Origin of the sequence: Solibacillus sp., assembly GCF_040273735.1 — a bacterium.
Lineage (GTDB): Bacteria > Bacillota > Bacilli > Bacillales_A > Planococcaceae > Solibacillus.
Map to the genome: position 1 here is coordinate 1 of NZ_JBELZM010000006.1, position 24152 is coordinate 24152.

Below are 24152 nucleotides of genomic sequence, written 5' to 3' on the forward strand. Positions count from 1 at the left end.
TCTCGATTTGCATTAATCCAGTTTTCCTGCTTTGGAGAACCCATTGCAACAAACAATAAATCCGGCTTTGCTTCATTAATTTTATCCACTACTTTTTGATTATCCTTTTCATAACCGTCCTGAGTACCGGCAATCTGGATAGATGGATAAAGTTCTTGTAACTTCTTAGCGGCCTGATCTGCAATTCCCGGTTTCCCTCCATAAAGGAAAATCGGCTTTTTACGTTGGGCTGCTTCTTCACATAAACGTAGCATCATATCAACACCTGTTACACGTGATGTAATTTGACCCTTCTGGATTTTCGACGCCAAAATAACGCCAATGCCATCCGGAATTTGAAACTCCGCGTTATTAAGGAGTGTCTTTAATGCGGGGTCTTCCTTTGCCTTAATAATTTTTTCCGGGTTAATAGCTACAATTAACGATTTTTGCTGTTTCTCGATTTGATCAAATACTTTTGGAAGCAGTTCATCATAGCTTTCGGTATTTACTTGAATGCCGAGTACGGTTTCTTTCATATATAGTCTTCCCTTCTTTATATTCCATCAATCAATTACGCCTTGGCGTAATTGCGTCCAGATTTTTTTGAGTTTACTCAAAAATTCCCTTTAAAAAATCTGTGACATCCGCCTGGGGCTTATCTTCATTCAGCAGGCGTTTTGAACGCCTGCTGAATGAAGATAAAAAACAGTAGGCAGTACGTGTTAGACGCACTGCCAAGTTTACAATATTAGTTCTTCGCATCTCCAAGTAAGTGGAACTGGAAGCCTGCTTTTTCCCATGCTTCGCGGTTTAGGCAGTTTTTCGTATCGAATACGATTTTGCTTTTCGCGTTCAATGTTGACGGATCCAGCTCTTTGAATTCTTTGTGATCTGTCAGGAACACTAAAATATCAGCTTGCTCTAACGCTTCCTGCATGCTTTGTGTTTGTGTTTTATGTTTGTTTTGCTTAATGTGCGGGTCATGTGAAACGACAGTTAAGCCTAGTTTCTCCAACTCATCGATTACGATTGTCGATGGGCTTTCGCGCATATCATCCACATTTCCTTTGAACGCTAAACCTAATGCAGCAACAGTTGCCCCTGCAATACCGTTTTTGTTTAAAATCGCCTGTGTTTTTTGTGCTGTAAAGCTTGGCATTGAATCGTTCGTATTACGTGATAAATGAATGATTTGGGCTTGTTCCCCGCCTAGCTCAACCAAGAACCAAGGATCGACCGCTATACAGTGACCGCCTACGCCAGGTCCCGGGAAATGGACGTTTACACGTGGGTGATAGTTCGCAAATTTAATCGCTTCCCAAATGTTCACATCTAATTTCTCAGCCATTTTTGCTAATTCGTTCGCAAATGCAATGTTTACGTCACGGTACGTGTTTTCCATTACTTTTACTAATTCAGCAGTCGTCGCATCTGTTAAATGAATTGTGCCTTGAACAAATATTTCGTACAGTTCTTTTGTAAGCTCTGCTGATTTTTGTGAAATCCCGCCGACAATACGGTCATTGTTTACAAGTTCTTCAAAAATACGACCTGGTATTACACGCTCTGGAGAATGGGCTACAAATAGCTCTGTCCCGATCTCCAGACCAGATTTCACTAATTCAGGCAGCATTACATTTTCCACCGTTTTTGGTGGTACTGTTGATTCTAAAATAACTAAATCGCCTTTTTTCACGAAAGGTACGATTGAAGCTGTTGCTTTACGAACATATTCTAAATTCGCTGTATTGTCCGGATTAATCGGTGACGGTACCGCGACAATATACACATCTGAAGCGACTGGTGTCGTTGATGCCGTTAAAAAGCCCTCATCCACCGCTTTGTTCAGGCGCTCCTGTAAGCCGTTCTCCTCAATATGTAATTGTTTATCCTGAATACTTTTCACAGCTGCCGGGTTCACATCAACACCATGTACCTTTACGCCGTGATTTGCGAACATTACCGCCGTTGGTAAACCGATGTATCCTAAGCCAACGACACAGATTGATTTTGTCATGATCGTTTCTCCTTCACTTTCAAAAAAGCTATATCTCATTGTTTGATTATTGTATAATTTGTTCCACGCATTTTGCCTGCATTCGTTACCTATAAATAATAACTTCATTTAATACAGTTTCAAAATTCCGTTCATTTATAGGACGGAATGGCTGTTCAAATGGTTGCCTGTAAATGCTTGAAAATTAGTCCTGCATTACAGTATACAACTTTCTGCTCGCCGTGTGAAATAGTTTTTATTATTCAAGCTGTTTAATTGAAGCTTTCCTATTATTTTGCCTTTGAAAGGGATTGTTATACTAATTGAAAAAGAATAATGGGCAATATATACAAAAACCCCATTAGCTAATATTAGCTAACAGGGTTTAGTCTAAATGGGCAATCACGATGCATAGCCTCCAGTTAATCGTTCCTTTTCCGCAATTAAATTGTGGAATAATGCTTCGTCACGTGATTCGAGCGCTTCGTCGATTAAACGGGATAAGTTGCTTTCTTCCAACCCCCGTACAATCCCTTCCACTTCCTCATCGAATTCCGGTAATGCTTCATTTTTTAACGGTGTTACGTTACTTGAAACATTGTCAATAATCGGCATTAAATACTCATGGACATTTGATACGAGTAAAAGCTGATACAGCGGAAGACGTACGAAGCGATTGCCGCGCTGGAATACAAAAACTTCCGAAAGGTTTTCTACTTGCAGTGAGTTTAAGTCAATGATCATCTCTTTCCCTTCAATCGGGATGAAATGAAAAACTTCTTCATCTTTTGTAATGGAAAAGTATTGATAAGCAAAGACTAAGCGTAATTTCGTGCCTGTCATTTTTGTATAAAAAGGCTTCATAAATTGTACTTGAATCATGGGAATTCCTCCTTCACTTATTTTTGTTGGCATTTATCCGAGTCATAAGACCTAATTTCATTTATCATATGGATGTATATTATCAATTACGCCTTGGCGTAATTGTGTCTGGATTCGGCTTTGTGCTGCGCAAAGAATTCCCTTACCGAATCCATGACATCCGCCCGGGGCTTAACTTCTTTTAGAAGTTAAGTGTGCTTGAAACTCAATCAATTTCTCTGTTGCTTATAGTTTCCCCATACTTTCAACATTTCAAACCTTCTAAAAAGTTCAATTCGCTTAAAAAATTTATTCAATGTTTCTTCACATTACCGATTTGTGTGGATTCGTATTATAATGGAAGGAACGACTTTTTTTCTTCCTCCATTTTTAAGGGAGTTAAAATTTCCAATGCAATAATTATTAGGGAGGGGAAACCCGTTTTGAGTTTATCTTTTTCCGAGATTGCCCATGCACATAAAGACTTTATTCAACATACATTACAATCCTTTGAAGAACAGCTTCTCCCTTCAGCAAATGAAGATGTAGAATTGGTAACACGCGCCATGTTCTCTGTCCGTAACCAGGCAATCAAGCCACCGCACTATTCAAGATTCAGCCAAATACTGGTATGCCAAATCCAGGATGTCAGTACAGCGGAAGTGACGATTAATTTTCCGGAACAGCAGATTAGCTGCAGCTGCCCTAAAAAGGAGCTGTGCCGACATCAACTTGCCGTTATTTTAAAGCTGGCACAGTATTTCATTTCACTGCAGCAATGGCTTTCTATTTGGCGTTCTAAAAAATTCGTTCCGCTTCAGTCATTAGCATCAGAGCGAAGTCCGGAAAACTGGCAGCTTATGGCTGACGAAGTTCTTAATTATGCAATTAAAGGTCCGCAGCCGTTGGAACCGTATACGTTATCAGGCTTAATAGAAAATATTCGTACTAAGCTCCAGCGCCACCGCCCTTATGAGCAGGAATGGCAGGAGCTGTTTAACTTGTTTATGGATATCGCCGTTTCGAAACATTTTCTGTTACATGCTGTCAAAACGAAATCAGATTTGAGTCATCATTATGTTCAATTCTTTTTGGAAAATACGCTAAGCCGCATTCAGCGATCTATTGATACATTAAGTAAAACAACACGGCTGTTTGCAACCGAACCATTTTTCGATGCGATTCAGAAAAATGTCCACGAGATTCTTTTCATCGAAAAAGGAGCAACAGCATTCCGACTATCTTTATATTTGCAGTTTTGGACAAAGCTGTTTAATGAACAAAAGCGCTTAAAAAATGAACTGGCACTTTTGGAACAAAGCGATGATACCAACACAGATATTGAATTAAATGTAGTAAAATCCATTTTCTATATTTTATTAAATTCCCCTTCACAACTGGAACAATCAGTCGAGACAATGAGTGAAAATAATGTGGAAGGGTTTATCGACATCGCCCAATATGCATTACAGAAAAACTTTGTTGATGAGGCGACGGTTATTTTAAAAAAGGCACTTCCTTTTTTACAAACGTTTGTGCAGGATAACTTATTGCCGATACGTCGCCAGAAATTTACACGTAAGCTCGATCATCTTTACGGTCAAATTCAACTGAGCGATAGTGAGGAACTCGCACTTTACTCTTCTTTCGGCCGTTACGGTATTGAGTCGTTTTCAAACTATTTATTGCGTCACAATCGTTTGGATGAGTGGGTTGCATTGCATCAGCTATACCCTTCATCGATTCCTTATTTAGATCAATGCGGTTTAAAGGATATTGTTGCACTGGCACCTGAAACTGCACTCCCTCTTTACCATTTTTATGCGATGGAAGAAATTCAGCAGAAATCGCGGCAAAATTATAAGCAGGCAGTCCGTATTTGGCGGGCCATGAAATCGGCTTCCAAAAAAGCCGGAAAACTCGACTATTTTACAGCATATATTGAAGCCGTGCAGCAGCAGTACAAACGTTTGCGTGCACTGCAAGAAGAGATAAATAAAAGCAATTTACTCATCTAGATTATGTATTTTGCTAATAGGAGGTGACATTGCGTTTACCGCGCAACGATACAATGCAATATTTATTTAATACGAAGCTACCTTTTCTACAAGTCATTCGCATAAAGCTTTCAGAGCTGCGTCCCGGTTACTTCCGCGCTACTGCGTACAATAAAAATGATTTAATTTTACCGACAGCCAATTGGATTCCGTCACTCTTTTTCAAATTCGAGCAAAGTTTCTACGGGCTGCATACTTCATTGGAAGAGCGGGATCTAATCATATCGGCATCTCATTTGCTGGATGTTCTGTCACCTGCAAATCGTCATCCGTTTTTGGATTTCGCTGCATACGATGACGGAACCGTGAATCACTTTCAAACAATCCAAACGACATTACCGCTTTGGAATGACCCAAAGCTTTGGCAGCAGGTAACTGTAACAGAAGAAGGCTTTTCATTTGCCAATATCTTATTACAGCATGCAGTTGAACAAAAACTGATGGATGCCGGACTTTCTAAAGATGATACACTTGCACTGATACCATTTTTCCAAAATGGCGGCTGGCCGATGCAAACTTCCCATGTATTTGATGGTGTAAAGGTGGCACTGCGTTTAAGCGAACCAGAAGAAAATGAAGAAAACTGGCTCTTGGAAACGGTGCTTATTAGTCCGAATGCCGCAAAACATTGGACACCTGCTTCATCAAAACTGAAACTGCCGATATTGGATGCACTGCCGAAAAAATGGAGTGCGATTGCTAATGACATTGAAGAGCTGCAAAATCAAATAGTTGATTTAATTCAATTAAATGCTGAAAGTGCTCAGTTTATTCATACACAATTCAATGATCAGGAAGTACGTGAATTTTTACGGCTCGAACTTACTAAGTTACAGGCTTTAGGCTTTGATGTAATTTTACCAGCTTGGCTTAAAGAACTCCGCCAATCAAAAATGCGTGTACGTGTCAGTGCAAATAATCAGTCGGCCCGCAGTGTAGCAGGATTGGATGATATTTTGACATTCAAATGGCAGTTCTCGATGAATGGCGAGGAAATTTCCGCAGAAGCCTTCCAGAAACTCGTTGATGAAAAACGTGAATTTGTCCGTATCGGCACGGAATGGTTCCGTATTGATGCAGAATGGCTCAATGAAATGCGAGAACTGATGGAACAGGCAAAAGAAGAAAATTGGACAGTGCGCGATTTACTATTCCGTGAACTGCCTGAAACGTTAACAGCACCTATAGAAGATGATATGGAAGACGATGCCGAGCGCGATGATCCGTTGTTTGCATTTGAGATGCAGCAATCCCTGCAGACGTATATAGAACAGCTGCAAAATAAAAAAGGTCTGCCGAAAGTAGCGGTACCGGCCAAGCTTCATGCCGAGTTGCGTCCATACCAGCAGGAAGGCTTTGAATGGCTTGTTTTCATGCGTGACCAGAAATTCGGTGCTTGTCTGGCAGATGATATGGGACTAGGTAAAACCGTTCAGCTTATTACGTATATGCTCCATACCGTTTCAGTTCTGCAAATCGATAAACCGACATTAATTGTATGCCCGACATCGGTTGTCGGCAACTGGCAAAAGGAGCTATCTCGTTTTGCTCCTGATCTGGAGGTTTATACACATTACGGACCGCGTCGTCTAAAAAGCGATGACTTGACGAGCTATATCTCAACACAGCGTCCGCATGTTATCCTTTCGACATATGGTACGGTCACTCAGGATGCTGATGACTTACAGCTTATCGACTGGGCAACCGTCGCTTTAGATGAGGCCCAGAATATAAAAAATATGCAAACATTGCAATCACGTGCAATCCGGAAATTAAAAGGCGAACATCATATTGCGTTAACAGGAACACCTGTTGAAAACCGTCTTTCCGAGCTGTGGGCCATTTTTGATTTTATTCATAAAGGCTATTTAGGAAGTTTTACAAGATTTACTGAAAACTTTATTACACCAATTGAACGTGAAGAATCGGAATCTCATAAACGTGTTTTACGTATGAAAATCCGTCCGTTTTTACTGCGCCGTTCAAAACGTGATCCAGAGCTTCAGCTGAATTTGCCTGACAAACAGGAATCCCTTGAATTTTGTGCACTTACACCTGAGCAGGCAGCACATTATGAAGGTTATATTCAGGATACTTTAGCGACAATTGAAGAGCTCACTGGCTTCGAAAAAAAAGGTCGTATTTTAAAAATGCTTAACAAATTAAAACAGCTGTGCAACCACCCTGCCCTGTTTTTAAAAGAACCTTTTGAAGATGCCAATACAATGGTTTCACGTTCTGTAAAGCTAAAGCGTATTATCGAAATGACAAAGGAAATTATCGATAATGGCGAACAATGCTTAATTTTCACTCAGTATATAGGAATGGGTAATTTAATTCAGCATTGTTTAACAGAACTTTATAATGTTGATGTTCCGTTTTTAACTGGAAGTATGCCAAAAAATCAGCGTGACAATTTAGTCGATCAATTCCAGGCAGGCGAATTTCCTGTATTTTTACTGTCGCTTAAAGCTGGCGGAACAGGTCTTAACTTAACAGCTGCTACACATGTGCTCCATGCCGATCGCTGGTGGAATCCGGCAGTCGAAAATCAGGCGACAGACCGGGCATACCGTATCGGACAAACACAATTTGTGCAAGTGCATAAGTTTGTGACAATTGGGACGATTGAAGAAAAAATCGATAAAATGATTGCAATGAAATCCGCACTATCCGAAGAATTAATTCAATCAAGTAAATGGTTGACTGAACTTGATGATTCGGAACTGATGGATTTACTCGTTCTTGATACAGGCAATATAAAATAAATTAGAAAGAGTCTACTTTTACGCCATGAAGTAGACTCTTTTTTATGCTTACTTCACTACTTTATTCAGTTGTTATAGGATTGTGAGAAAGAATGATTACTACTGCGCGGTCAAACAGCAGATTTGGCATTTCACCTCCTGGGAATTTATGTTTTATCGAGAGGGAAAAGTTTACGGTTGGTGGACAAGTTTGATTTCTTGTTCCGGAAGCACGAAATCTTCGGCAATTGGGGGCATTGTCTGGAGCTTTCCTGCTTCACCGGGGGCTTTTAAGGCATAAAACTGCACTTCCTCTGTTTGGACTTCCATCGTGTATACTTTCTGGTTTTCACGATTCACATATGTCCTTGACTGCAAACGTCCTTTAATGCCGACGAGCGAGCCTTTCCCACAATATTTTGCCATCAACTCAGCGTTCCTCCCCCATGCGACACATTGCACAAAGTCAGCTTCAACCTTCCCTTCACTATTTTTGAAAGAGCGGTTAGCAGCAATGCTAAAGTATGCCCGAACCCTTCCTTCAGACAAGTGCCTGAGCTCCAAATCTTTAGTAGTTCGTCCTACAAGTCCAACATGATTCATCCATTGACCTCCTTTCTTTCGGAAATTAACTAAAGCATAGCCGAACGCTGCCTTTTTTGGCAAAGCAGGAATTTGAATTTTCCGGCTAAAATATTGGTTCAAAAATACTTTTTCACCTATATGGTATTTCATTCTTTTTAATGAGAATGCTGATGTAAATGGACTTGTAGATAATATTACAAATTGCTGAAATTGGCAGTTTCACATTTTTTGTATGTTATACTTTTACATAAGAAAAATGAGGAGGGATTTAGAAGTGAAAACCTTTAAAATGCTTGCTTTTGATTTATTATTAAACGATGAAATAAAAGAAATTCCTTTAACGGACGGCATTATTATTAATCAGGAAAATAGCCATAAGATGTGGATTTTAGAATTGTTTACAGCAGATACATATTACGATTTTTTCCAAAACTTTGTTACATCCGGTGAAGTGCTGGATGCGCGTGCCATCATCTCACTACCGGACAATGAGCCTGCCCCATTTGCCGTGGTCGTACATTCGATTACAAAAGTAGGAGATAAAATTTCGGTACTTTTAAAAGGCCGTTTAAAAGCTCAGCGTAAAAAATATGCCGAGTTATTATTGGCACAGCTGCTTGAAGATGGATTGAGAAATGATGAGCTACTAGAGGCATTTGATCAAGGGATGCGCAATCGCCCTTCATTACAGAAAAATAATGAAGAGGGCGGAAAGTAGTTTTTTTGTATGTAATTTAATTTGAAATGGGTAATTTATTTCAGCATTCTATGTAAAACCACCCTTTTGAGAGCATTTGTCAAGATTCCGCGTGCGTCGTATATTCAAAGTGGAGGTGACGTTTATGCAGAAATCGAAGCATCATCATTATATAGAAGTATTAGCTAAAAGGATTTTGCCTGATGATATGGAAGCAAGTGTAATCCAGCAAGAGTTTCATCGGTTGGAGGCGGGATTTGCTGGCGAGAACAGATTGAAGCAGACTCTATCCGATTATTACTTCAAAACAGACCGTCATATCTTCTACAATTTTGAATGCATAAATGAAAACGGATTTTCCCATCAAATGGACGCTATCTTAGTGACGCCATTATTTATAGTGATTTTTGAAGTGAAACTGCTGTCAGGTACTTTATTTTATAAACCCGCGCAGCATGAATTTTACCGCATCCACAATGAAAAACGCGAAAACTTCCGAAACCCCCTTGATCAAGTTTACAGGCATCAGCTATTTTTGGAACAATGTTTGCGAAAATGGCAGATCACTATCCCTATGTGTTTTGCCGTCGTCATCGCAAATCAACAAGCTATTCTAGATGAGTCATTGGAGAAATTTCCTATTTTTCATATTAGCGGCGTTCCGAATTTTATTGAAAGCCTATATCGAAATACTGCAAAAACCAACGCAAATATGAGGATGATCGTTGCCAAATTGAATCAACTTCATCAAGTCCTCCCTCCTCGTCGTTCCATCAGTATGAATAGATTAAGGAGAGGCGTTCTTTGTAGACAGTGTGATTATAAAAATACGATGTCCTATTATTACGGGGCATTTGTATGCAATGTTTGTCAGGCTAAAAGTCGTGATGCCATCTTTGAAACGCTTTATCATTACCGAATCTTATTCGGTGATAAAATTTCTAACAGGGAATTTCGTGATTTTTTTGGAATGGTGAATATTAAAACCTGTTCGAGTATTTTATCAAGATTAGGTTTCGAAAAGTGTGGCTCTAAAAGAGGAACATATTACATTATTCCGGAGAACATTTTATTTTGGTCAAAAAAGAAAACATTATAAATATGTAATTGAGGATTATCCCATGCTAAGTGAGGATTATCTACCCCGTTTTGAGGATTAAAAATGCCTAAGTGAGGATTAATCTGATTAAAGTGAGGAATAACTCATCCAGTACCACAAAAAAACCAGTGCCCACCACCTAAGTGAACACTGATTCCTTCTTAAGACTAGTGGTTATCCACTTCGTCTTTGTCTTTTCGATCTGCACGGTCTTCGATGATATCTTCTTGGTTTACGGATGGAGCTCCTGGTGCAGTTGCGCCATTATCACCATTTGGTCCGCTTGAACCATTCGGGACATTTGAGTTGTGATTGTTGTCAATCGTGCTCTCATTTGTTTGTCCGTTCATGTCGTTTTGACCGCTACGTCCATCTGTGTCTGGATCAACCGTATCTACCGTGTCATCAATAGCGTCACGTGTGTCATCCATTACATCGTTAACACCGTTTTCGACATCGTTTCCTAGATTGTCATCTCCAGCGTTGTCATTTGTATTACACGCTGAGAGAAATAACAGTGAACCTAGCGAAAGTGCTACAAGTAGTGCTGATTTTCGCATAAAAAATTCCCTCCTTTCCCATATGCAATCATGAGTCGATCACTTCGTGTGATCGTACATATAGTGCCCGGGAAAAGAAGGATCTATCCTACAAAAAAGTGCGGTTATTTTAATTTATCTTTTAAGAGCTGTTCAACATAAGCGGCTTCTGCTTTACAGTCGAATTTGTAATTTGTACCTAATTGTTTCTGTAATTCCGCAATTTCCTGCTTTTGCTTTTCTGTTGGCTCTTCACTTAAAATTTTAGCAATGACTTCATCCATTTTCTTAGCAATTTCTTCGTGAAATTCAGGGCTCAGTAAAATGTCTGCCGGTATTTTATCAATCCAAGCGGCATTTTCTTTAAAATACGTTTGCCAGCTTGCCATATAGTCTTCCATCGAAAATTTTTCTTCATCCCAACCAATGCTTGCTAAATAAGCTTCAAACGACGTCGATATTGATCGTGTAATACTAATTTTTACGCCTGAAGACAGTTGTTTATACATCTATTTTAAAACCTCCTACGTTTAAAGCCAAACTTCGCTCATTGTTTACAGGCAAACGAAAACCCATAAAAGGTGAACACTGGCAATCGTCCCACACTTATCTTATCTCATTGGGAGACTTCTGCTTAAAGAAGTTAAAGATTTTCTTCAACCTTTATATTTTATAATCTTTGAGTTCCAATTGCAAATCGCCTTATTTTGGCTGTTCCGGTCCAATGGCAAATAAAATCTCGCACTCACAAACTAGCTCGCCATCTACTGTCGCAGTACCGCGGCCTTTCCCCATTTGCCCTCGCAACTTCAAAAATTCCACTTCAAGCTTCAACTGATCGCCCGGTACGACTTGACGCTTGAAACGGCAACTATCAATCCCTGTCAAAAATACTAGACGCCCTTTATATTCAGGTGCTTTTAATAATGCCACACCACCTACTTGCGCAAGTGCCTCGACAATTAGGACACCCGGCATTACTGGATAGCCAGGGAAATGTCCATTAAAAAATTCTTCGTTGATCGATACATTTTTCAATCCAAGTGCGCGCTTTCCTTCTTCGATTTCAAGAATGCGATCAACTAATAAAAATGGATAGCGATGTGGTAAAATATTTTGAATTTCCTCTGCGTTTAACATTAAAAAATCCCCCTTGTTTCCTCTATAATATTATGTAGATAATTGTTTATTTTTATGTATGTTCTGGTAAAGCGATGCAAATATTGGAGAAAGAACCTGGAATTTCAGCCGGCTTTTTGCTCCAATAAAAATTAGTAAACTAAATTTTTGCATATTTGCTGTAAAGGGATTGCTCGGAAATGGCTTTCCCGACAATCCCTCTACTCTTTACCATTTATAATATCGAGAAGATGCTGCCATGTTTCCAACTTTAAAACATCCGATGCTGCGCCGTCCCCTAAAACACTGTAGCCCACAACCAGTCCTACAATTACTGCTACTAAAAATAATAGAATTACGATTATTATCCGTAGCCAGATTGGAAGCAGTCGAAGCCGAACCTTACCAACAGGCTGATCCGTTTGCGGCTCCGAAACGTTCTTTACGCGGCGTCTCGCCTTTTTGGCTGCAGGCTCTTTTTGCTCTGTCTGTGTCTCTAACTCATTCGTCATAAAACTTCTCCTTAACAATGTCGCACGTTTAGCGAATACCGTTAATTAACCCAAGCATTTGGTCTGCAATTGTAATCGCACGTGTATTAAATTGATATGAACGCTGTGCTTGAATTAAATTTGTCATCTCTTTTGATACGTCAACATTCGACATTTCAAGTGCACCTTTTTGTATGCCGACTTGACGATTGGCACCTTGCAAATCTGTCAGTACCTGCGCTTGTGTGAAGCCAAGTGCATCCAGATTTTCCGGTAAACCAATGTATGTCCCGCCTTGCAGTTTTTCCATTACATTTGGTTTTTGCAGTTCAGAAATCCCAAGCTGGAATTTTAGCGGTGTGCCATTTTCATAGCTTGCCACTAACGAACCGTCTGAATCCATCGTAAAGCCTGTTACATTATCCGGGAATGTAATTGGCTGTCCATTTGCATCTGCTACTTGGTATCCATCACTATTTACAAGTGAGAGAATGCCAGGTTCAGTCTGTGTTACATAAAAGCTACCATTACGAGTATATGCAGTTCGCACGTCGCCTTCCGCATTTTGCATCAAAACGTTAAAATATTGGTTCTTCGTTGTTAAGGCAAAATCTAAATCGCGGTTTGTTACTTGCAGTGAGCCCTGCGTTTGATTCGATTGGATTAACCCGATCTGTGCACCGACACCATAACGAATGCCTACAGGTGTATCACGGACAGTGCGGTCTAATTCATCATTATTAAATTGCTGATACAGCATTTCCGTAAAATTTGCCTGCTGTGCTTTATAGCCTGTAGTATTGCTGTTTGCGATATTTGTACTGATTGTGTCTAACTGATGCTGTAGTTGAGATAATGTATTAGTCGCACTCACCATTGTACGTAACATTTCCCGCACCTCCTTAATTATACGAAAATTCGACAGCTAATGAAAATAATCGCTATTCCTTATTAATTAACTCGTCCAATTTCATTAACTGCTTTTTCCATGCTCTTATCATAGGCCTGCAGCACTTTTTGGTTTGCTTCAAATGCGCGGTATGCAGTCAAAAGATCTGTCATTGCTTTAGAAGCATCGACATTGGAGCCTTCTAAATATTGCTGCTGCATTGAAAACTGTACATTTGCCTGTCCATAGGCAGATGGTAGATCGACACCATCCAATGTATTAAATAACCCATTATCACGCTTTACAAGTACGTCCGGGTTTTCAGAAAATGCGACACCTAATGTTCCGATCTGTCCACCATTTTCGTCAAAAATCCCCCCGTCCGAACTGATGCGAATATTATCGTTATCAAATTGCAGTCGTTCCCCATTCGCATCCAGTACGAATAGTCCTTGAGGATTTACTAAGTTCCCCTGCCCGTCCAACGTGAAATTCCCGTTACGTGTATAGCTCTCTGTTCCGGATTCATTTTCTAACCGGAAAAAGATTTGTCCTGAATTTCCAGATGCTTCGTCAGTAGGCAACGAACTATTGATCAGTGCGATATCTGTATTTAAACCGGTTGAATAAATCTGACCTTGTGCTTGATTTGGCATTGTTTCCTGTAAATAAACACCCGCATTTACCGCACCAACCGGATTAAGATTCTTTACTGTAAATCCGTTTTCAGTCGGAATTGTTGTCGAATTCACTGCTGACATCAACATATCCGGAAAAGAACGAATTGTCGTTTGATCTGATTTAAAACCAGGTGTATTGGCATTGGCCATATTATTCGTTAAAATTTCAGTTTTACGTTGTTGTGCAACCATTCCTGTAGCAACTGTATAAAAACCTTTAAACACTCAATTCACCTCTAATTATGCCGTATTTATCATTTATCGGCAAAAAAATGATAATTATAAGTAATATAATTTATTTATTTACCGCGCGATCAATATTATCCAGCATAATCCCAGTCCCGACTGCTACACAGTCCATTGGGTTTTCTGCAACAAATACAGGGACTTTCAGCTCTTCGATTAACAGCTGATCGATGCCATGTAGTAACGCACCGCCGCCTGTTAATATAACGCCTCGATCAATGATATCGGCCGATAGTTCAGGGGGCGTTTTTTCTAGTACGTCCTTTGCTGCCTGTACAATCATAGCGACCGATTCACGCAATGCGTGCTCAATCTCTTCTGAATTGATGTCGATTGTTCGCGGTAAGCCCGTAACCATATCACGACCACGGATATCCATAGTATCATCGCGTCCGCCAGGGAACACTGTACCGATTGTTGTTTTGATATTTTCTGCTGTACGTTCGCCGATCAACAGCTTGTATTCTTTCTTTATGTATTGCAATATATCATTATCGAATACATCTCCAGCTACTTTAATCGATTCGCTCGTTACGATATCGCCCATTGATAATACTGCTACGTCTGTTGTACCTCCACCGATATCAACGACCATATTACCGCTTGGCTGGAAAATATCCATACCTGCACCGATTGCTGCAACTTTTGGCTCTTCTTCCAGATAAACTTTTTTGCCGCCTGATTTTTCAGCAGCTTCACGAATTGCTTTTTGCTCTACCGATGTAATATTTGTCGGACAGCAAATTAAAATGCGTGGCTTCGATAAGAAACCTTTAACATCCAATTTATTGATAAAATGTTTTAACATCGCTTCTGTTACATCAAAATCTGCAATTACGCCATCCTTCAATGGACGAATTGCGATAATATTCCCCGGTGTACGTCCTACCATCTGACGTGCCTCTTCACCGACTGCCAGTACTTTATTTGTTTTTTTATCGATTGCTACTACAGATGGCTCATTCAAAACAATCCCTTTGCCTTTTAAATGAATCAGCACGTTTGCAGTACCTAAATCAATCCCAATATCTTTAGAAAACATGTTTCATTATTCTCCTTCCGCCCATTTGAACATGTATACGATTCTATATATGTCTATCTTAGTTATTTTATCATATACAGTGTTGAATTACATCAATATTGTGGGAAGGATTTTCCTTTATAATGGTTTAAAATGGTAAAAATCTAAAGTAATAATCACTAAAAAAAGCATTTAGTTGTTATAAAAACAGACTAAATGCTTTTTTCTTGTTGCTTTGTTATCCACTTTTTACGTGTTGCTTCACCACCGCGTAAATGGCGAATCGATTTGTTATAGGTTAAAACTTGTTGTACTTGTAGCGCAAGTGGTTCATTCACTTGTTTTAGCCGCTCTGTCAAATCTTTGTGTACAGTACTTTTAGAGAATCCCGTCATTTTCGCGAGTGCACGTACGGTTTCACCTGTCTCTACCAACAGTTCACCCAAACGAACGCAGCGTTGCCGAATATGTTCGTGCACGTCCTCTCCCTCTCTACTTCAAATATCAATTACGCCTCGGCGTAATTGCGTCCAGATTTTTTTGAGTTCACTCAAAAAGCTCCCTTTAAAAATCTGTGACATCCGCCAGAGGCTTATCTTCATCCATCAGGTGTCGCAGACAACTGTTGGATGAAGATTAGAGCCTTGCTTCTTAATATTTCACCTTATGTGAGTAGGCTCTTAATTATTCGGAGTAGATTGAAGGATTCGTTGTTAACTTACTAAAAATATATCCGAATTCATCCATTTTGCTAAGTAATCAAAAGGATAAATATTTGTTCGGATCAACCAGTACACCATCTTCCATTACTTCAAAGTGTAAATGAACGCCAATGTTTGGATTCCATTCATTTTCTTGTGAAGTAGCAAGCTGATCGCCTTGTGAAACTTGATCGCCTTGTTTTACAAGAATATCTGCTACGGAGTTATAGCGTGTTTGCATACCATTTGGATGTGTAAGTGTAATGCTGTTGCCTGTAAATGCATCCATTTTTACTTCTGTCACTTCACCGCTCATTGCAGCAACAACTTCAAAAGGCTCGCTGTTAATTGCGATAGATACCCCTGTAGATGTTGTGAACACTTGATTAAATACAAGCAATGAGTTTTCGCGTGTTGCTTCATCTTTTGAGACGTCATAAAAATCTTGCAAAACCGTGACTTCATTTAAGTATTCTTCTTTGAATGGATACTTCAAAGTTTCCGTAACAGTCGCTGTCGTTGGAACAATCGATTGATCGGATGGCGCAGAAACTTCTTCCATCAGTTCCTGCTCGTTCTGACTTTCATACAATGCATTAAAACTAAAAATAACTGCAACAATCATTACTGCCATACCACCGTATACAGCCGGCCAAAACCACCGTCTTTGCATAACTGGTTTCTGAGAAGGCTTTTGTTTAACTTCTCTCATATTCATCACCTCAAATGGAAGTGTGTACAAGAAATTGGAAAGTTAAACATTATTTTTTACAATAATTTATCGATTTTAATGTTGTCGATGGATAGTAATGGGAAAGGATATTTTCCGCCGTTATTCCCCCCTGTGCCATCGCGTTTGCCCCATACTGGCTCATCCCTACCCCATGCCCGTATCCATAAGTTTTAATCGTTATACCGGTCGCTGTCGGTTCCCATGTGAAATTTGTGGAGCGTAAGTTTAAAAGTGTGCGCAGTTCTCTGCCCGACCATGTTTTTTTATGGATGGTAATTTGCTCGATGCGGTTCGTGTCATTTCGCTGCAGCTTTGCATTTTGAAGCTGAGCCCTTGAGAAATTCTGTTTGAGTTTTTTATTTATTTCATCAAATGTATACGTTGTCTGTTCTTGATTTAATTGTTCAGGCGAAGTGGTTGCTGTTAAGTAGGGAATCGGGTTTCCGCTATAGTTTTCCGCGGACTCGGTATATTGATAGGATGATGCATGAAACATGGCTGTAATCAGTTCATCATTATAAGTAAGAATTTGGTAGGCGGTTTGTTTGACGGCTTCAGTTATTTTTTCTTCATTTTCCGCAAAAGTAGTTTTCCATTTTTCTTCTCGCAATTCCTGATCATTGTAAACTTGATGTGCTGTCGTTGTGAGAATCGGCTTTTTCCCATAATCCGTCTGCTTTAATACATAAGTTCGGGAGGCGATCGCTTGGGCTTTTAATGCTTCCACATGAAAACTAGCCGGCATTTCCCCTGCAATTACTCCAACTAAATAGTCTTCAATTGGAACGTCAGTATTATTCACTTTAATAAATAAAGGACAAGAAGTAGATTCCGTTGGCTCAGTAATGGAGGTTTGTTTCTTAGACTTTAAAGTGAACGGGACTAAAAACAATAGGACGCCAATGATAAAATAAATGATAATTTTTTTCATGAGACAGTATATGAGCGTGCAAGAAGAATATGAGTTCATTTCGGAGAGAGAATTTCTAGTTTTCGTGGAATCGGATTTGGGGCGGGATTCTAGGGTAAGAGAGCTGCAAGTCCTCTACGTTTAAGTAGGTTTATTCTACTTTAATAGCGGCGGGGTCTTCTTTTGACGTGAGTTGTTCTCTATTACTGCCGGAACTTTCTACTTTAGTAGCGGCAGGTTCTACTTTCTCCGTGAACAGCTCTGCTTTCTCACTAAAACTTTCTAACTCCCAAAATTTCCTGTTTCACTCCCCCTCTAAAACGTAAAAAAGCATCCAAGTAAGCCCAATCTTCGCTTCCTGAATGCTTGATACGTTTATATGAATCTAGCTATTAAACAGTTACAACGATTTCTTGTAACACTTCTTCTTCTAAATCGATGCGCTCGATCTTTGCACCTAATGAAGCTAGTTTTTTGTGGAAATCCACATAGCCACGGTCTAAATGGTGTAACTTTGTAACACGTGTTACACCTTCAGATACTAGGCCAGTTAAAATTAGTGCTGCTGCTGCACGTAAATCTGTCGCTGACACTTCAGCACCTTGAAGTTTTTTGCCGCCTTCAATAAATACAGAACGCCCTTCGATCTTTGCGTCTGCATTCATGCGACGGAATTCTTCAACATGCATGAAACGATTTTCGAAAACTGTTTCAGTGATGATACTAGTTCCGTTTGCCGTTAGCATTAATGCCATCATTTGTGATTGCATATCTGTTGGGAAACCTGGGTGTGGCATCGTTTTAATATCAACTGCTTTTAATGGGTCATTTGCGCGCACACGGATACCTTCATCTTCTTCGATAACTTCTACGCCCATTTCACGCATTTTTGCAGTTAGTGCTGTCATATGCTCTGGTACAGCGTTTTCAATTAATACATCTCCGCGAGTAATTGCTGCCGCTACCATAAATGTACCGGCTTCAATACGGTCTGGAATAATATAATGTTCGCAACCTTTTAATTCCTTAACGCCTTCGATACGAATCGTATCAGTACCGGCACCAATGACACGGCCACCCATTGCGTTAATAAAGTTTGCCAAATCTACTATTTCAGGCTCTTTCGCTGCATTTTCGATAATAGTCGTCCCTTTTGCTAAAGATGCTGCTGTCATAATGTTTTCAGTAGCCCCAACACTTGGGAAGTCTAAATAGATTTCTGCGCCTTTTAGTTCACCTTTTAATTTTGCTTCGACATAACCATGTCCAAAGGAAATCTCGGCACCCATAGCTTCGAAGCCTTTTAAATGAAGTTCGATTGGACGAGATCCAATTGCACAGCCGCCTGGTAATGCTACACGTGCATAGCCATTACGTGCCAATAGTGAACCCATTACTAAAATGGATGCACGCATTTTACTTACAAACTCAAATTGCGCTTCACTTGATAGCTTCATAGAGGCATCAATCATCATTTCATTTTTCTCGACATCATATTCGACAATCGCATTTAAACTTTTTAACACTTCACCAATCGTACCGACATCTGCTAAGTTTGGTACATCTTTAATCATATTTTTATCTTTAGAAGCTAATAGAGAAGCAGCTAAAATCGGTAAAACAGCATTTTTTGCGCCTTCAACGCGTACTGTGCCTTTTAGCGTCTGACCCCCAGTAACAATAATTCTCTCCACAATTCGTCCCTCCGAATTCAATTCTCATATAATAAAGGAATAAGTTCAATTAAACTTAAATTATTTTAAACTTCATTTGACTCAATTTACACACAAAAATATACTACATTTATTAGGGCTGTAATTCAAGCACCCAAATTACTATTTTAATCTAATTTGTTTGAAAAGGCTATTAAATTATAATACGCAGCGCAACTATTTAGTGTGAATAGACAAATTTTCACAAAAAAGTACCTTCCTAAAAGTAACTACCCAAATAATATAACTTTGCAAACCTCAATATTTCCTAGGAAATTTTTATTTCTTGTAGCGGAAAACAAACGTTTATTCCCCTTTACAAGAAATAAAACTAAAGATATTTCCTGTACTAATTAAAAATATAGGGAATTGTCTGCGACCAGTTTAAAAAGTTTAAAAAGAAATCCGCCACAATTGAACCAATAACAATACTCGACAAAATATAAAAGAGCTGAATTTGAAAAGTCTTTCCCTTTTTAAATAATTGTTCTATTCTTAGTCCTTGTAATGCATAAAGGGCAATTCCTATAAATATAATATATGCTAACACATTAACGATTGCTTGTTGGCCAGCCTCTACATATAAATCCATTTTACCCGCTCCTTTTAAACACTTTATCCCAAATGATGGCGACCTGTGCTCCAAACTGTTTAACTTCTAAAATTTTTCATGTCCATAAAAAAAGCAGGCAGAAAGAATCTGCCCGCTTGTATACATTAGATATTACCCTCATGAACATTGATACGATTCATCGCACGTTTTAAAGATAATTCAGCGCGTGTGAAATCGATGTCATCTTGTTTCTTTTGAAGGCGACCTTCAGCACGAGCTAAAGCTTCTTTAGCACGGGCAATATCGATCGAAGAAGCAACTTCTGCAGAAGGAGCTAAAATCGAGATTTTTTCAGGGCGAACTTCAATGAAACCACCGCTAACCGCTGCGACATCTGTAGTGCCGTCTGCTTTTTTAAGCTTCACAGAACCAATTGTTAGTGGAGCAACCATAGGAATATGGCCAGCTAAGACACCAATTTCACCTGAAGTCGTTTTAGCGATTACCATCGTTACTTCTGAATCGTATACTGAGCCGTCGGGAGTGACAATATTGACTGTAACTGTCTTCATATTTTTTCCTCCTCGTCAGCTAATTAGACTTGTACGCCCATTTCTTTAGCTTTCGCCACTACTTCGTCAATAGAACCAACTAGACGGAAAGCATCTTCTGGTAAGTGATCCCATTTGCCATCAAGGATTTCCTTGAATGAACGAACAGTTTCTTTTACAGGTACATAAGAACCTTTTTGACCAGTGAATTGCTCTGCTACGTGGAAGTTTTGAGATAAGAAGAACTGGATACGACGAGCACGTTCAACTGTTTTCTTATCTTCGTCACCTAGCTCATCCATACCTAAGATAGCAATGATATCTTGTAGTTCACGGTAACGTTGGATTGTACGTTGAACACCAGTAGCTATTGCGTAATGTTCTGGACCAACGATTTCTGGTGATAATGCACGAGAAGTTGAAGCTAGTGGGTCTACCGCTGGATAGATACCCATTTCAGATAATTTACGCTCAAGGTTAGTTGTAGCATCTAAGTGGGCGAAAGTTGTAGCCGGAGCCGGGTCAGTATAGTCATCGGCTGGTACGTAAATCGCTTGGATCGAAGTTACAGAACCTTTTGTAGTAGATGTGATACGCTCTTGTAATTTACCCATTTCTGTAGCAAGTGTTGGTTGGTAACCTACCGCTGAAGGCATACGACCTAATAGGGCAGAAACCTCAGAACCTGCTTGTGTGAAACGGAAAATGTTGTCGATGAATAAAAGTACGTCTGCACCTTGTTCATCACGGAAGAACTCAGCCATTGTTAAACCAGTTAAAGCTACACGCATACGTGCTCCTGGTGGCTCATTCATTTGACCGAATACCATCGCTGTTTGTTTGATTACGCCTGAATCTGTCATTTCGAAGAATAAGTCGTTACCCTCACGAGTACGCTCACCTACACCTGCGAATACAGAAATACCTGCGTGCTCTTGTGCGATGTTGTTGATTAATTCTTGGATTAATACTGTTTTACCTACGCCGGCACCACCGAATAGACCGATTTTACCACCTTTGATGTATGGTGCTAATAAGTCTACTACTTTGATACCTGTTTCTAGGATTTCTACAGTAGTTGATAATTCATCGAATGTTGGAGCTTCGCGGTGAATTGAATCACGACGAACTTCAGCAGGAATTTCTTCACCTAAGTCGATAACCTCACCAAGTACGTTAAATACGCGACCTAATGTAGCTTCACCAACTGGTACTGAGATTGGTGCTCCTGAGTTTGTTACTTCTGCTCCACGTTGTAAACCGTCAGTAGATGACATGGCAATCGTACGAACAGAATCGTCACCTAAGTGAAGCGCTACTTCTAATGCAAGAGTAGTTGGAGCTTCGTTAGGACGTTCAATTGTAACTGTTAATGCGTTATAAATTGCTGGTAATTGACCATTAGCAAACTTTACGTCTACTACTGGACCCATTACTTGAAGAACGTGTCCTTTGTTCATTACTTTGTACCCTCCTATCGTATTCTTATACGACATTGGTGAGCGCGCCCTATTCTAAGGCAGCAGCTCCACCAACGATTTCTGTAATTTCTTGTGTAATCGCCGCTTGACGTGCACGGTTATATTGTAGAGAAAGGTCTGCAATAAGATCGTTTGCATTGTCTGTAGCGTTTTTCATTGCTGTCATACGCGCTGAATGTTCACTCGCTTTTCCGTCTAAAATCGCGCCGTAAATTAAGCTTTCCGCATATTGTGGAAGTAATACTTCTAAAATGGCTTCGCCTGATGGCTCAAATTCATAAGAAGCATTGCTTGTTGAAGGTGCAATGTCAGTTAGAGGAAGAACTTTTTTCATAGTCACTTCGTTTTGAATTGCAGATACGAAGTGATTGTAGTACATATAAAGTTCATCATACGTACCATCAATGAACATACCAACAGCATTACGAGCGATTTCTTTAATATCAGCAAATGACGGTTGGTCCGGTAGAGCCACGACATCTGCGATAACATTGTGTCCACGCTTTACAAAGTAATCACGAACAACACGACCTACTACTAAAACAACGTACTCATCTTTAGACTTGTGACGTTTATCAATAGTGCTTTGAACTTGACGTAAGATGCTTGAGTTGTAAGCACCTGCCAGACCACGGTCAGAACCGATGACTAAGTAAGCAGTTTTCTTAACAGGACGAGAAGTTAACATTGGATGTCCGCTGTCTTTTGTACCTGTTGCGATTGCGCCTACTACGTCCTGGATTTTTTCCATGTATGGAACGTAAGACTTAGCGTTTTGTTCTGCACGACGTAACTTTGAAGAAGAAACCATCTGCATCGCTTTCGTAATTTGTTTCGTTGACTTTGTAGAGTTAATACGACCTTTAATTTCGCGTAAGTTTACCACTGGTATTTCACCACCTTTAGATTTTTATCAAGCTCTTATTAAAAAAGAGTTGTCCAGTTTTCCACGCTACAGTAATGTGCGTGAAAAACCGTTCAATTCTTACTCAGATTTAGCGAAAGTCTTTTTGAACGCATTAATAGCTTCAACATACTCTGCGTCTGGAGCAAGTTCTTTAGTTGTACGAACATGATCTAAAACATTTGTGTGGTTTGTATCTAACCAGCTTAAGAATTCGTTTTCGAAACGAACGATGTCTTGTACTGGAATATCATCTAAGTGACCTTTAGTTAATGCATAAAGGATCGCAACTTGTTTTTCAACTTTAAGTGGTTTGTTTAAGTCTTGTTTTAAAACTTCAACAGTACGTTTACCACGCTCTAATTTAGCAAGTGTGATTGCGTCTAAGTCAGAACCGAACTGAGCGAATGACTCTAACTCACGGAATGCTGCTAAGTCAAGACGTAATGTACCCGCTACTTTTTTCATCGCTTTGATTTGTGCAGAACCACCTACACGTGATACTGATAAACCAGCGTTGATCGCAGGACGTACACCAGAGTTGAATAAGTCAGATTGTAAGAAGATTTGACCATCTGTGATTGAGATTACGTTTGTTGGGATATATGCAGAGATATCGCCCGCTTGCGTTTCTACGAATGGAAGCGCTGTAATCGAACCGTTTTTGTATGTTTCGTTTAACTTCGCAGCACGCTCAAGTAGACGGCTGTGTAAGTAGAATACGTCACCAGGGTAAGCTTCACGACCTGGAGGACGGCGTAGAAGAAGTGAAAGTTCACGGTATGCTGATGCTTGTTTAGTTAAGTCATCATACACGATTAATACGTGCTTACCATCTAACATGAATTCTTCTGCCATAGATACACCTGCGAAAGGAGCAAGGTATAGTAATGGAGCTGGTTGTGATGCAGATGCAGTTACAACGATTGTGTAATCTAATGCACCGTGCTTACGGAAAGTTTCAACTACGTTACGTACAGTTGATTCTTTTTGACCAATTGCAACGTAGATACAGATCATATCTTCGCCTTGTTGGTTTAAGATTGTATCGATCGCTACAGATGTTTTACCAACTTGACGGTCACCGATGATTAACTCACGTTGACCACGACCGATTGGTACTAAAGCGTCAATCGCTTTGATACCTGTTTGTAATGGCTCATGTACTGATTTACGTGCCATTACACCGAAAGCTGGACTTTCGATTGGACGAGATTTTGTTGTGTTGATTGGACCTAATCCATCCACTGGCATACCAAGTGGGTTTACAACACGGCCAATTAGTGCTTCACCAACTGGTACTTCCATAATACGACCTGTACGACGAACCTCATCGCCTTCTTTGATGCCTAGGTAGTCTCCTAAAATTACGATACCAACGTTACCTTCTTCTAGGTTTTGTGCCATACCCATAACACCGTTTGAGAACTCTAAAAGCTCTCCAGCCATGGCGTTGTCGAGGCCATGAGCACGAGCGATACCGTCACCAACAGTGATAACTGTACCTACTTCGCTTACTTTTAATTCCGATTGATAACCTTCAATCTGCTGTTTAATCAGACTGCTGATTTCTTCAGCTTTGATGCCCATGTATGTTC

24 protein-coding genes are annotated in these 24152 nt (G+C 39.8%); 4 read left to right on the forward strand and 20 right to left on the reverse strand.

Features of this window, described 5'->3' with window-relative positions; all coding sequences use genetic code 11:
- The 3 genes from ABS917_RS07660 to ABS917_RS07670 all read right to left on the reverse strand — a co-directional run.
- Positions 1–518, reverse strand: a 518-nt coding sequence (locus tag ABS917_RS07660; RefSeq protein ID WP_350478464.1) for a WecB/TagA/CpsF family glycosyltransferase, incomplete at its 3' end; no start/stop codon positions are given.
- Positions 519–730: 212 nt separating this feature from the next.
- On the reverse strand, positions 731–1999 hold the full coding sequence (locus ABS917_RS07665) for a nucleotide sugar dehydrogenase (RefSeq protein WP_350478465.1): 1269 nt from the start codon (positions 1997–1999) through the stop codon (positions 731–733).
- Positions 2000–2380: 381 nt separating this feature from the next.
- On the reverse strand, positions 2381–2860 hold the full coding sequence (locus ABS917_RS07670) for an IDEAL domain-containing protein (protein WP_350478466.1): 480 nt from the start codon (positions 2858–2860) through the stop codon (positions 2381–2383).
- 422 nt (positions 2861–3282) lie between these two features.
- On the opposite strand from ABS917_RS07670, the gene ABS917_RS07675 reads away from it, so the two are divergent.
- Positions 3283–4857 (forward strand): SWIM zinc finger family protein, encoded by a 1575-nt coding sequence (locus ABS917_RS07675; protein WP_350478467.1) that lies wholly within the window; start codon positions 3283–3285, stop codon positions 4855–4857.
- Positions 4858–4886: 29 nt separating this feature from the next.
- Positions 4887–7664, forward strand: coding sequence for a DEAD/DEAH box helicase (locus tag ABS917_RS07680; RefSeq protein ID WP_350478468.1), 2778 nt, complete (start codon positions 4887–4889; stop codon positions 7662–7664).
- A 171-nt stretch (positions 7665–7835) separates the two neighbouring features.
- Here the strand turns inward: ABS917_RS07680 and ABS917_RS07685 are convergent, their stop codons facing one another.
- Positions 7836–8246, reverse strand: a complete 411-nt coding sequence (locus ABS917_RS07685) for a single-stranded DNA-binding protein (RefSeq protein ID WP_350478469.1) — start codon at positions 8244–8246, stop codon at positions 7836–7838.
- A gap of 256 nt (positions 8247–8502) precedes the next feature.
- On the opposite strand from ABS917_RS07685, the gene ABS917_RS07690 reads away from it, so the two are divergent.
- Positions 8503–8946 carry a YwpF family protein gene (locus ABS917_RS07690; protein ID WP_350478470.1) on the forward strand — a complete coding sequence of 148 codons (444 nt, stop codon included), beginning with the start codon at positions 8503–8505 and terminating at the stop codon, positions 8944–8946.
- A gap of 124 nt (positions 8947–9070) precedes the next feature.
- Entirely contained in the window at positions 9071–10024 is a 954-nt protein-coding gene (locus ABS917_RS07695; protein ID WP_350478471.1) for a nuclease-related domain-containing protein, read from the forward strand.
- 167 nt (positions 10025–10191) lie between these two features.
- Here ABS917_RS07695 and ABS917_RS07700 read toward each other — a convergent pair whose 3' ends face one another.
- From ABS917_RS07700 to atpA, 16 genes are all read right to left on the reverse strand, one after another.
- On the reverse strand, positions 10192–10584 hold the full coding sequence (locus tag ABS917_RS07700) for a hypothetical protein (protein WP_350478472.1): 393 nt from the start codon (positions 10582–10584) through the stop codon (positions 10192–10194).
- A 104-nt stretch (positions 10585–10688) separates the two neighbouring features.
- The gene (locus ABS917_RS07705; RefSeq protein ID WP_008404424.1) at positions 10689–11072 is read right to left on the reverse strand and encodes a hypothetical protein; all 384 of its coding nucleotides are present in this window, start codon (positions 11070–11072) and stop codon (positions 10689–10691) included.
- Between the two features lie 193 nt (positions 11073–11265).
- Complete coding sequence (gene fabZ, locus ABS917_RS07710; RefSeq protein ID WP_350478473.1) at positions 11266–11703, reverse strand: 3-hydroxyacyl-ACP dehydratase FabZ; 438 nt, start codon at positions 11701–11703, stop codon at positions 11266–11268.
- A gap of 200 nt (positions 11704–11903) precedes the next feature.
- Positions 11904–12194, reverse strand: coding sequence for a DNA-directed RNA polymerase subunit beta (locus ABS917_RS07715; RefSeq protein WP_350478474.1), 291 nt, complete (start codon positions 12192–12194; stop codon positions 11904–11906).
- Positions 12195–12222: 28 nt separating this feature from the next.
- The gene (locus ABS917_RS07720) at positions 12223–13062 is read right to left on the reverse strand and encodes a flagellar hook-basal body protein (RefSeq protein ID WP_350478475.1); all 840 of its coding nucleotides are present in this window, start codon (positions 13060–13062) and stop codon (positions 12223–12225) included.
- 62 nt (positions 13063–13124) lie between these two features.
- Complete coding sequence (locus ABS917_RS07725; protein WP_350478476.1) at positions 13125–13967, reverse strand: flagellar hook-basal body protein; 843 nt, start codon at positions 13965–13967, stop codon at positions 13125–13127.
- Between the two features lie 70 nt (positions 13968–14037).
- Positions 14038–15030: a rod shape-determining protein gene (gene mreB, locus ABS917_RS07730; RefSeq protein ID WP_350478477.1), complete on the reverse strand. Its 993-nt coding sequence runs from the start codon at positions 15028–15030 to the stop codon at positions 14038–14040.
- 191 nt (positions 15031–15221) lie between these two features.
- Entirely contained in the window at positions 15222–15488 is a 267-nt protein-coding gene (locus ABS917_RS07735; RefSeq protein ID WP_008404436.1) for a sporulation transcriptional regulator SpoIIID, read from the reverse strand.
- A gap of 280 nt (positions 15489–15768) precedes the next feature.
- Positions 15769–16422, reverse strand: a complete 654-nt coding sequence (locus ABS917_RS07740; protein ID WP_079524656.1) for a M23 family metallopeptidase — start codon at positions 16420–16422, stop codon at positions 15769–15771.
- Positions 16423–16471: 49 nt separating this feature from the next.
- Complete coding sequence (spoIID, locus tag ABS917_RS07745) at positions 16472–17374, reverse strand: stage II sporulation protein D (protein ID WP_350478478.1); 903 nt, start codon at positions 17372–17374, stop codon at positions 16472–16474.
- A 371-nt stretch (positions 17375–17745) separates the two neighbouring features.
- Entirely contained in the window at positions 17746–19047 is a 1302-nt protein-coding gene (murA, locus tag ABS917_RS07750) for a UDP-N-acetylglucosamine 1-carboxyvinyltransferase (protein WP_350478479.1), read from the reverse strand.
- A gap of 367 nt (positions 19048–19414) precedes the next feature.
- Positions 19415–19657, reverse strand: coding sequence for a DUF1146 family protein (locus tag ABS917_RS07755; RefSeq protein WP_340800072.1), 243 nt, complete (start codon positions 19655–19657; stop codon positions 19415–19417).
- 125 nt (positions 19658–19782) lie between these two features.
- Entirely contained in the window at positions 19783–20190 is a 408-nt protein-coding gene (locus tag ABS917_RS07760) for a F0F1 ATP synthase subunit epsilon (RefSeq protein WP_008404445.1), read from the reverse strand.
- Positions 20191–20213: 23 nt separating this feature from the next.
- The gene (gene atpD / locus ABS917_RS07765) at positions 20214–21629 is read right to left on the reverse strand and encodes a F0F1 ATP synthase subunit beta (RefSeq protein WP_008404446.1); all 1416 of its coding nucleotides are present in this window, start codon (positions 21627–21629) and stop codon (positions 20214–20216) included.
- Positions 21630–21678: 49 nt separating this feature from the next.
- Entirely contained in the window at positions 21679–22536 is an 858-nt protein-coding gene (gene atpG, locus ABS917_RS07770) for an ATP synthase F1 subunit gamma (RefSeq protein WP_008404447.1), read from the reverse strand.
- A gap of 99 nt (positions 22537–22635) precedes the next feature.
- Positions 22636–24144 (reverse strand): F0F1 ATP synthase subunit alpha, encoded by a 1509-nt coding sequence (gene atpA, locus ABS917_RS07775; protein ID WP_008404448.1) that lies wholly within the window; start codon positions 24142–24144, stop codon positions 22636–22638.
- Positions 24145–24152 lie beyond the last annotated feature (8 nt).

Coding starts and splice junctions, on each gene's coding strand:
- ABS917_RS07665 (WP_350478465.1), bottom strand. CDS start 1,999: ATGACAAAATCAATCTGTGTCGTTGGCTTAGGATACATCGGTTTACCA.
- ABS917_RS07670 (WP_350478466.1), bottom strand. CDS start 2,860: ATGATTCAAGTACAATTTATGAAGCCTTTTTATACAAAAATGACAGGC.
- ABS917_RS07685 (WP_350478469.1), bottom strand. CDS start 8,246: ATGAATCATGTTGGACTTGTAGGACGAACTACTAAAGATTTGGAGCTC.
- ABS917_RS07695 (WP_350478471.1), top strand. CDS start 9,071: ATGCAGAAATCGAAGCATCATCATTATATAGAAGTATTAGCTAAAAGG.
- ABS917_RS07700 (WP_350478472.1), bottom strand. CDS start 10,584: ATGCGAAAATCAGCACTACTTGTAGCACTTTCGCTAGGTTCACTGTTA.
- ABS917_RS07705 (WP_008404424.1), bottom strand. CDS start 11,072: ATGTATAAACAACTGTCTTCAGGCGTAAAAATTAGTATTACACGATCA.
- fabZ (WP_350478473.1), bottom strand. CDS start 11,703: ATGTTAAACGCAGAGGAAATTCAAAATATTTTACCACATCGCTATCCA.
- ABS917_RS07715 (WP_350478474.1), bottom strand. CDS start 12,194: ATGACGAATGAGTTAGAGACACAGACAGAGCAAAAAGAGCCTGCAGCC.
- ABS917_RS07720 (WP_350478475.1), bottom strand. CDS start 13,062: ATGTTACGTACAATGGTGAGTGCGACTAATACATTATCTCAACTACAG.
- mreB (WP_350478477.1), bottom strand. CDS start 15,030: ATGTTTTCTAAAGATATTGGGATTGATTTAGGTACTGCAAACGTGCTG.
- ABS917_RS07740 (WP_079524656.1), bottom strand. CDS start 16,422: ATGAGAGAAGTTAAACAAAAGCCTTCTCAGAAACCAGTTATGCAAAGA.
- spoIID (WP_350478478.1), bottom strand. CDS start 17,374: ATGAAAAAAATTATCATTTATTTTATCATTGGCGTCCTATTGTTTTTA.
- ABS917_RS07755 (WP_340800072.1), bottom strand. CDS start 19,657: ATGGATTTATATGTAGAGGCTGGCCAACAAGCAATCGTTAATGTGTTA.
- ABS917_RS07760 (WP_008404445.1), bottom strand. CDS start 20,190: ATGAAGACAGTTACAGTCAATATTGTCACTCCCGACGGCTCAGTATAC.
- atpD (WP_008404446.1), bottom strand. CDS start 21,629: ATGAACAAAGGACACGTTCTTCAAGTAATGGGTCCAGTAGTAGACGTA.
- atpA (WP_008404448.1), bottom strand. CDS start 24,144: ATGGGCATCAAAGCTGAAGAAATCAGCAGTCTGATTAAACAGCAGATT.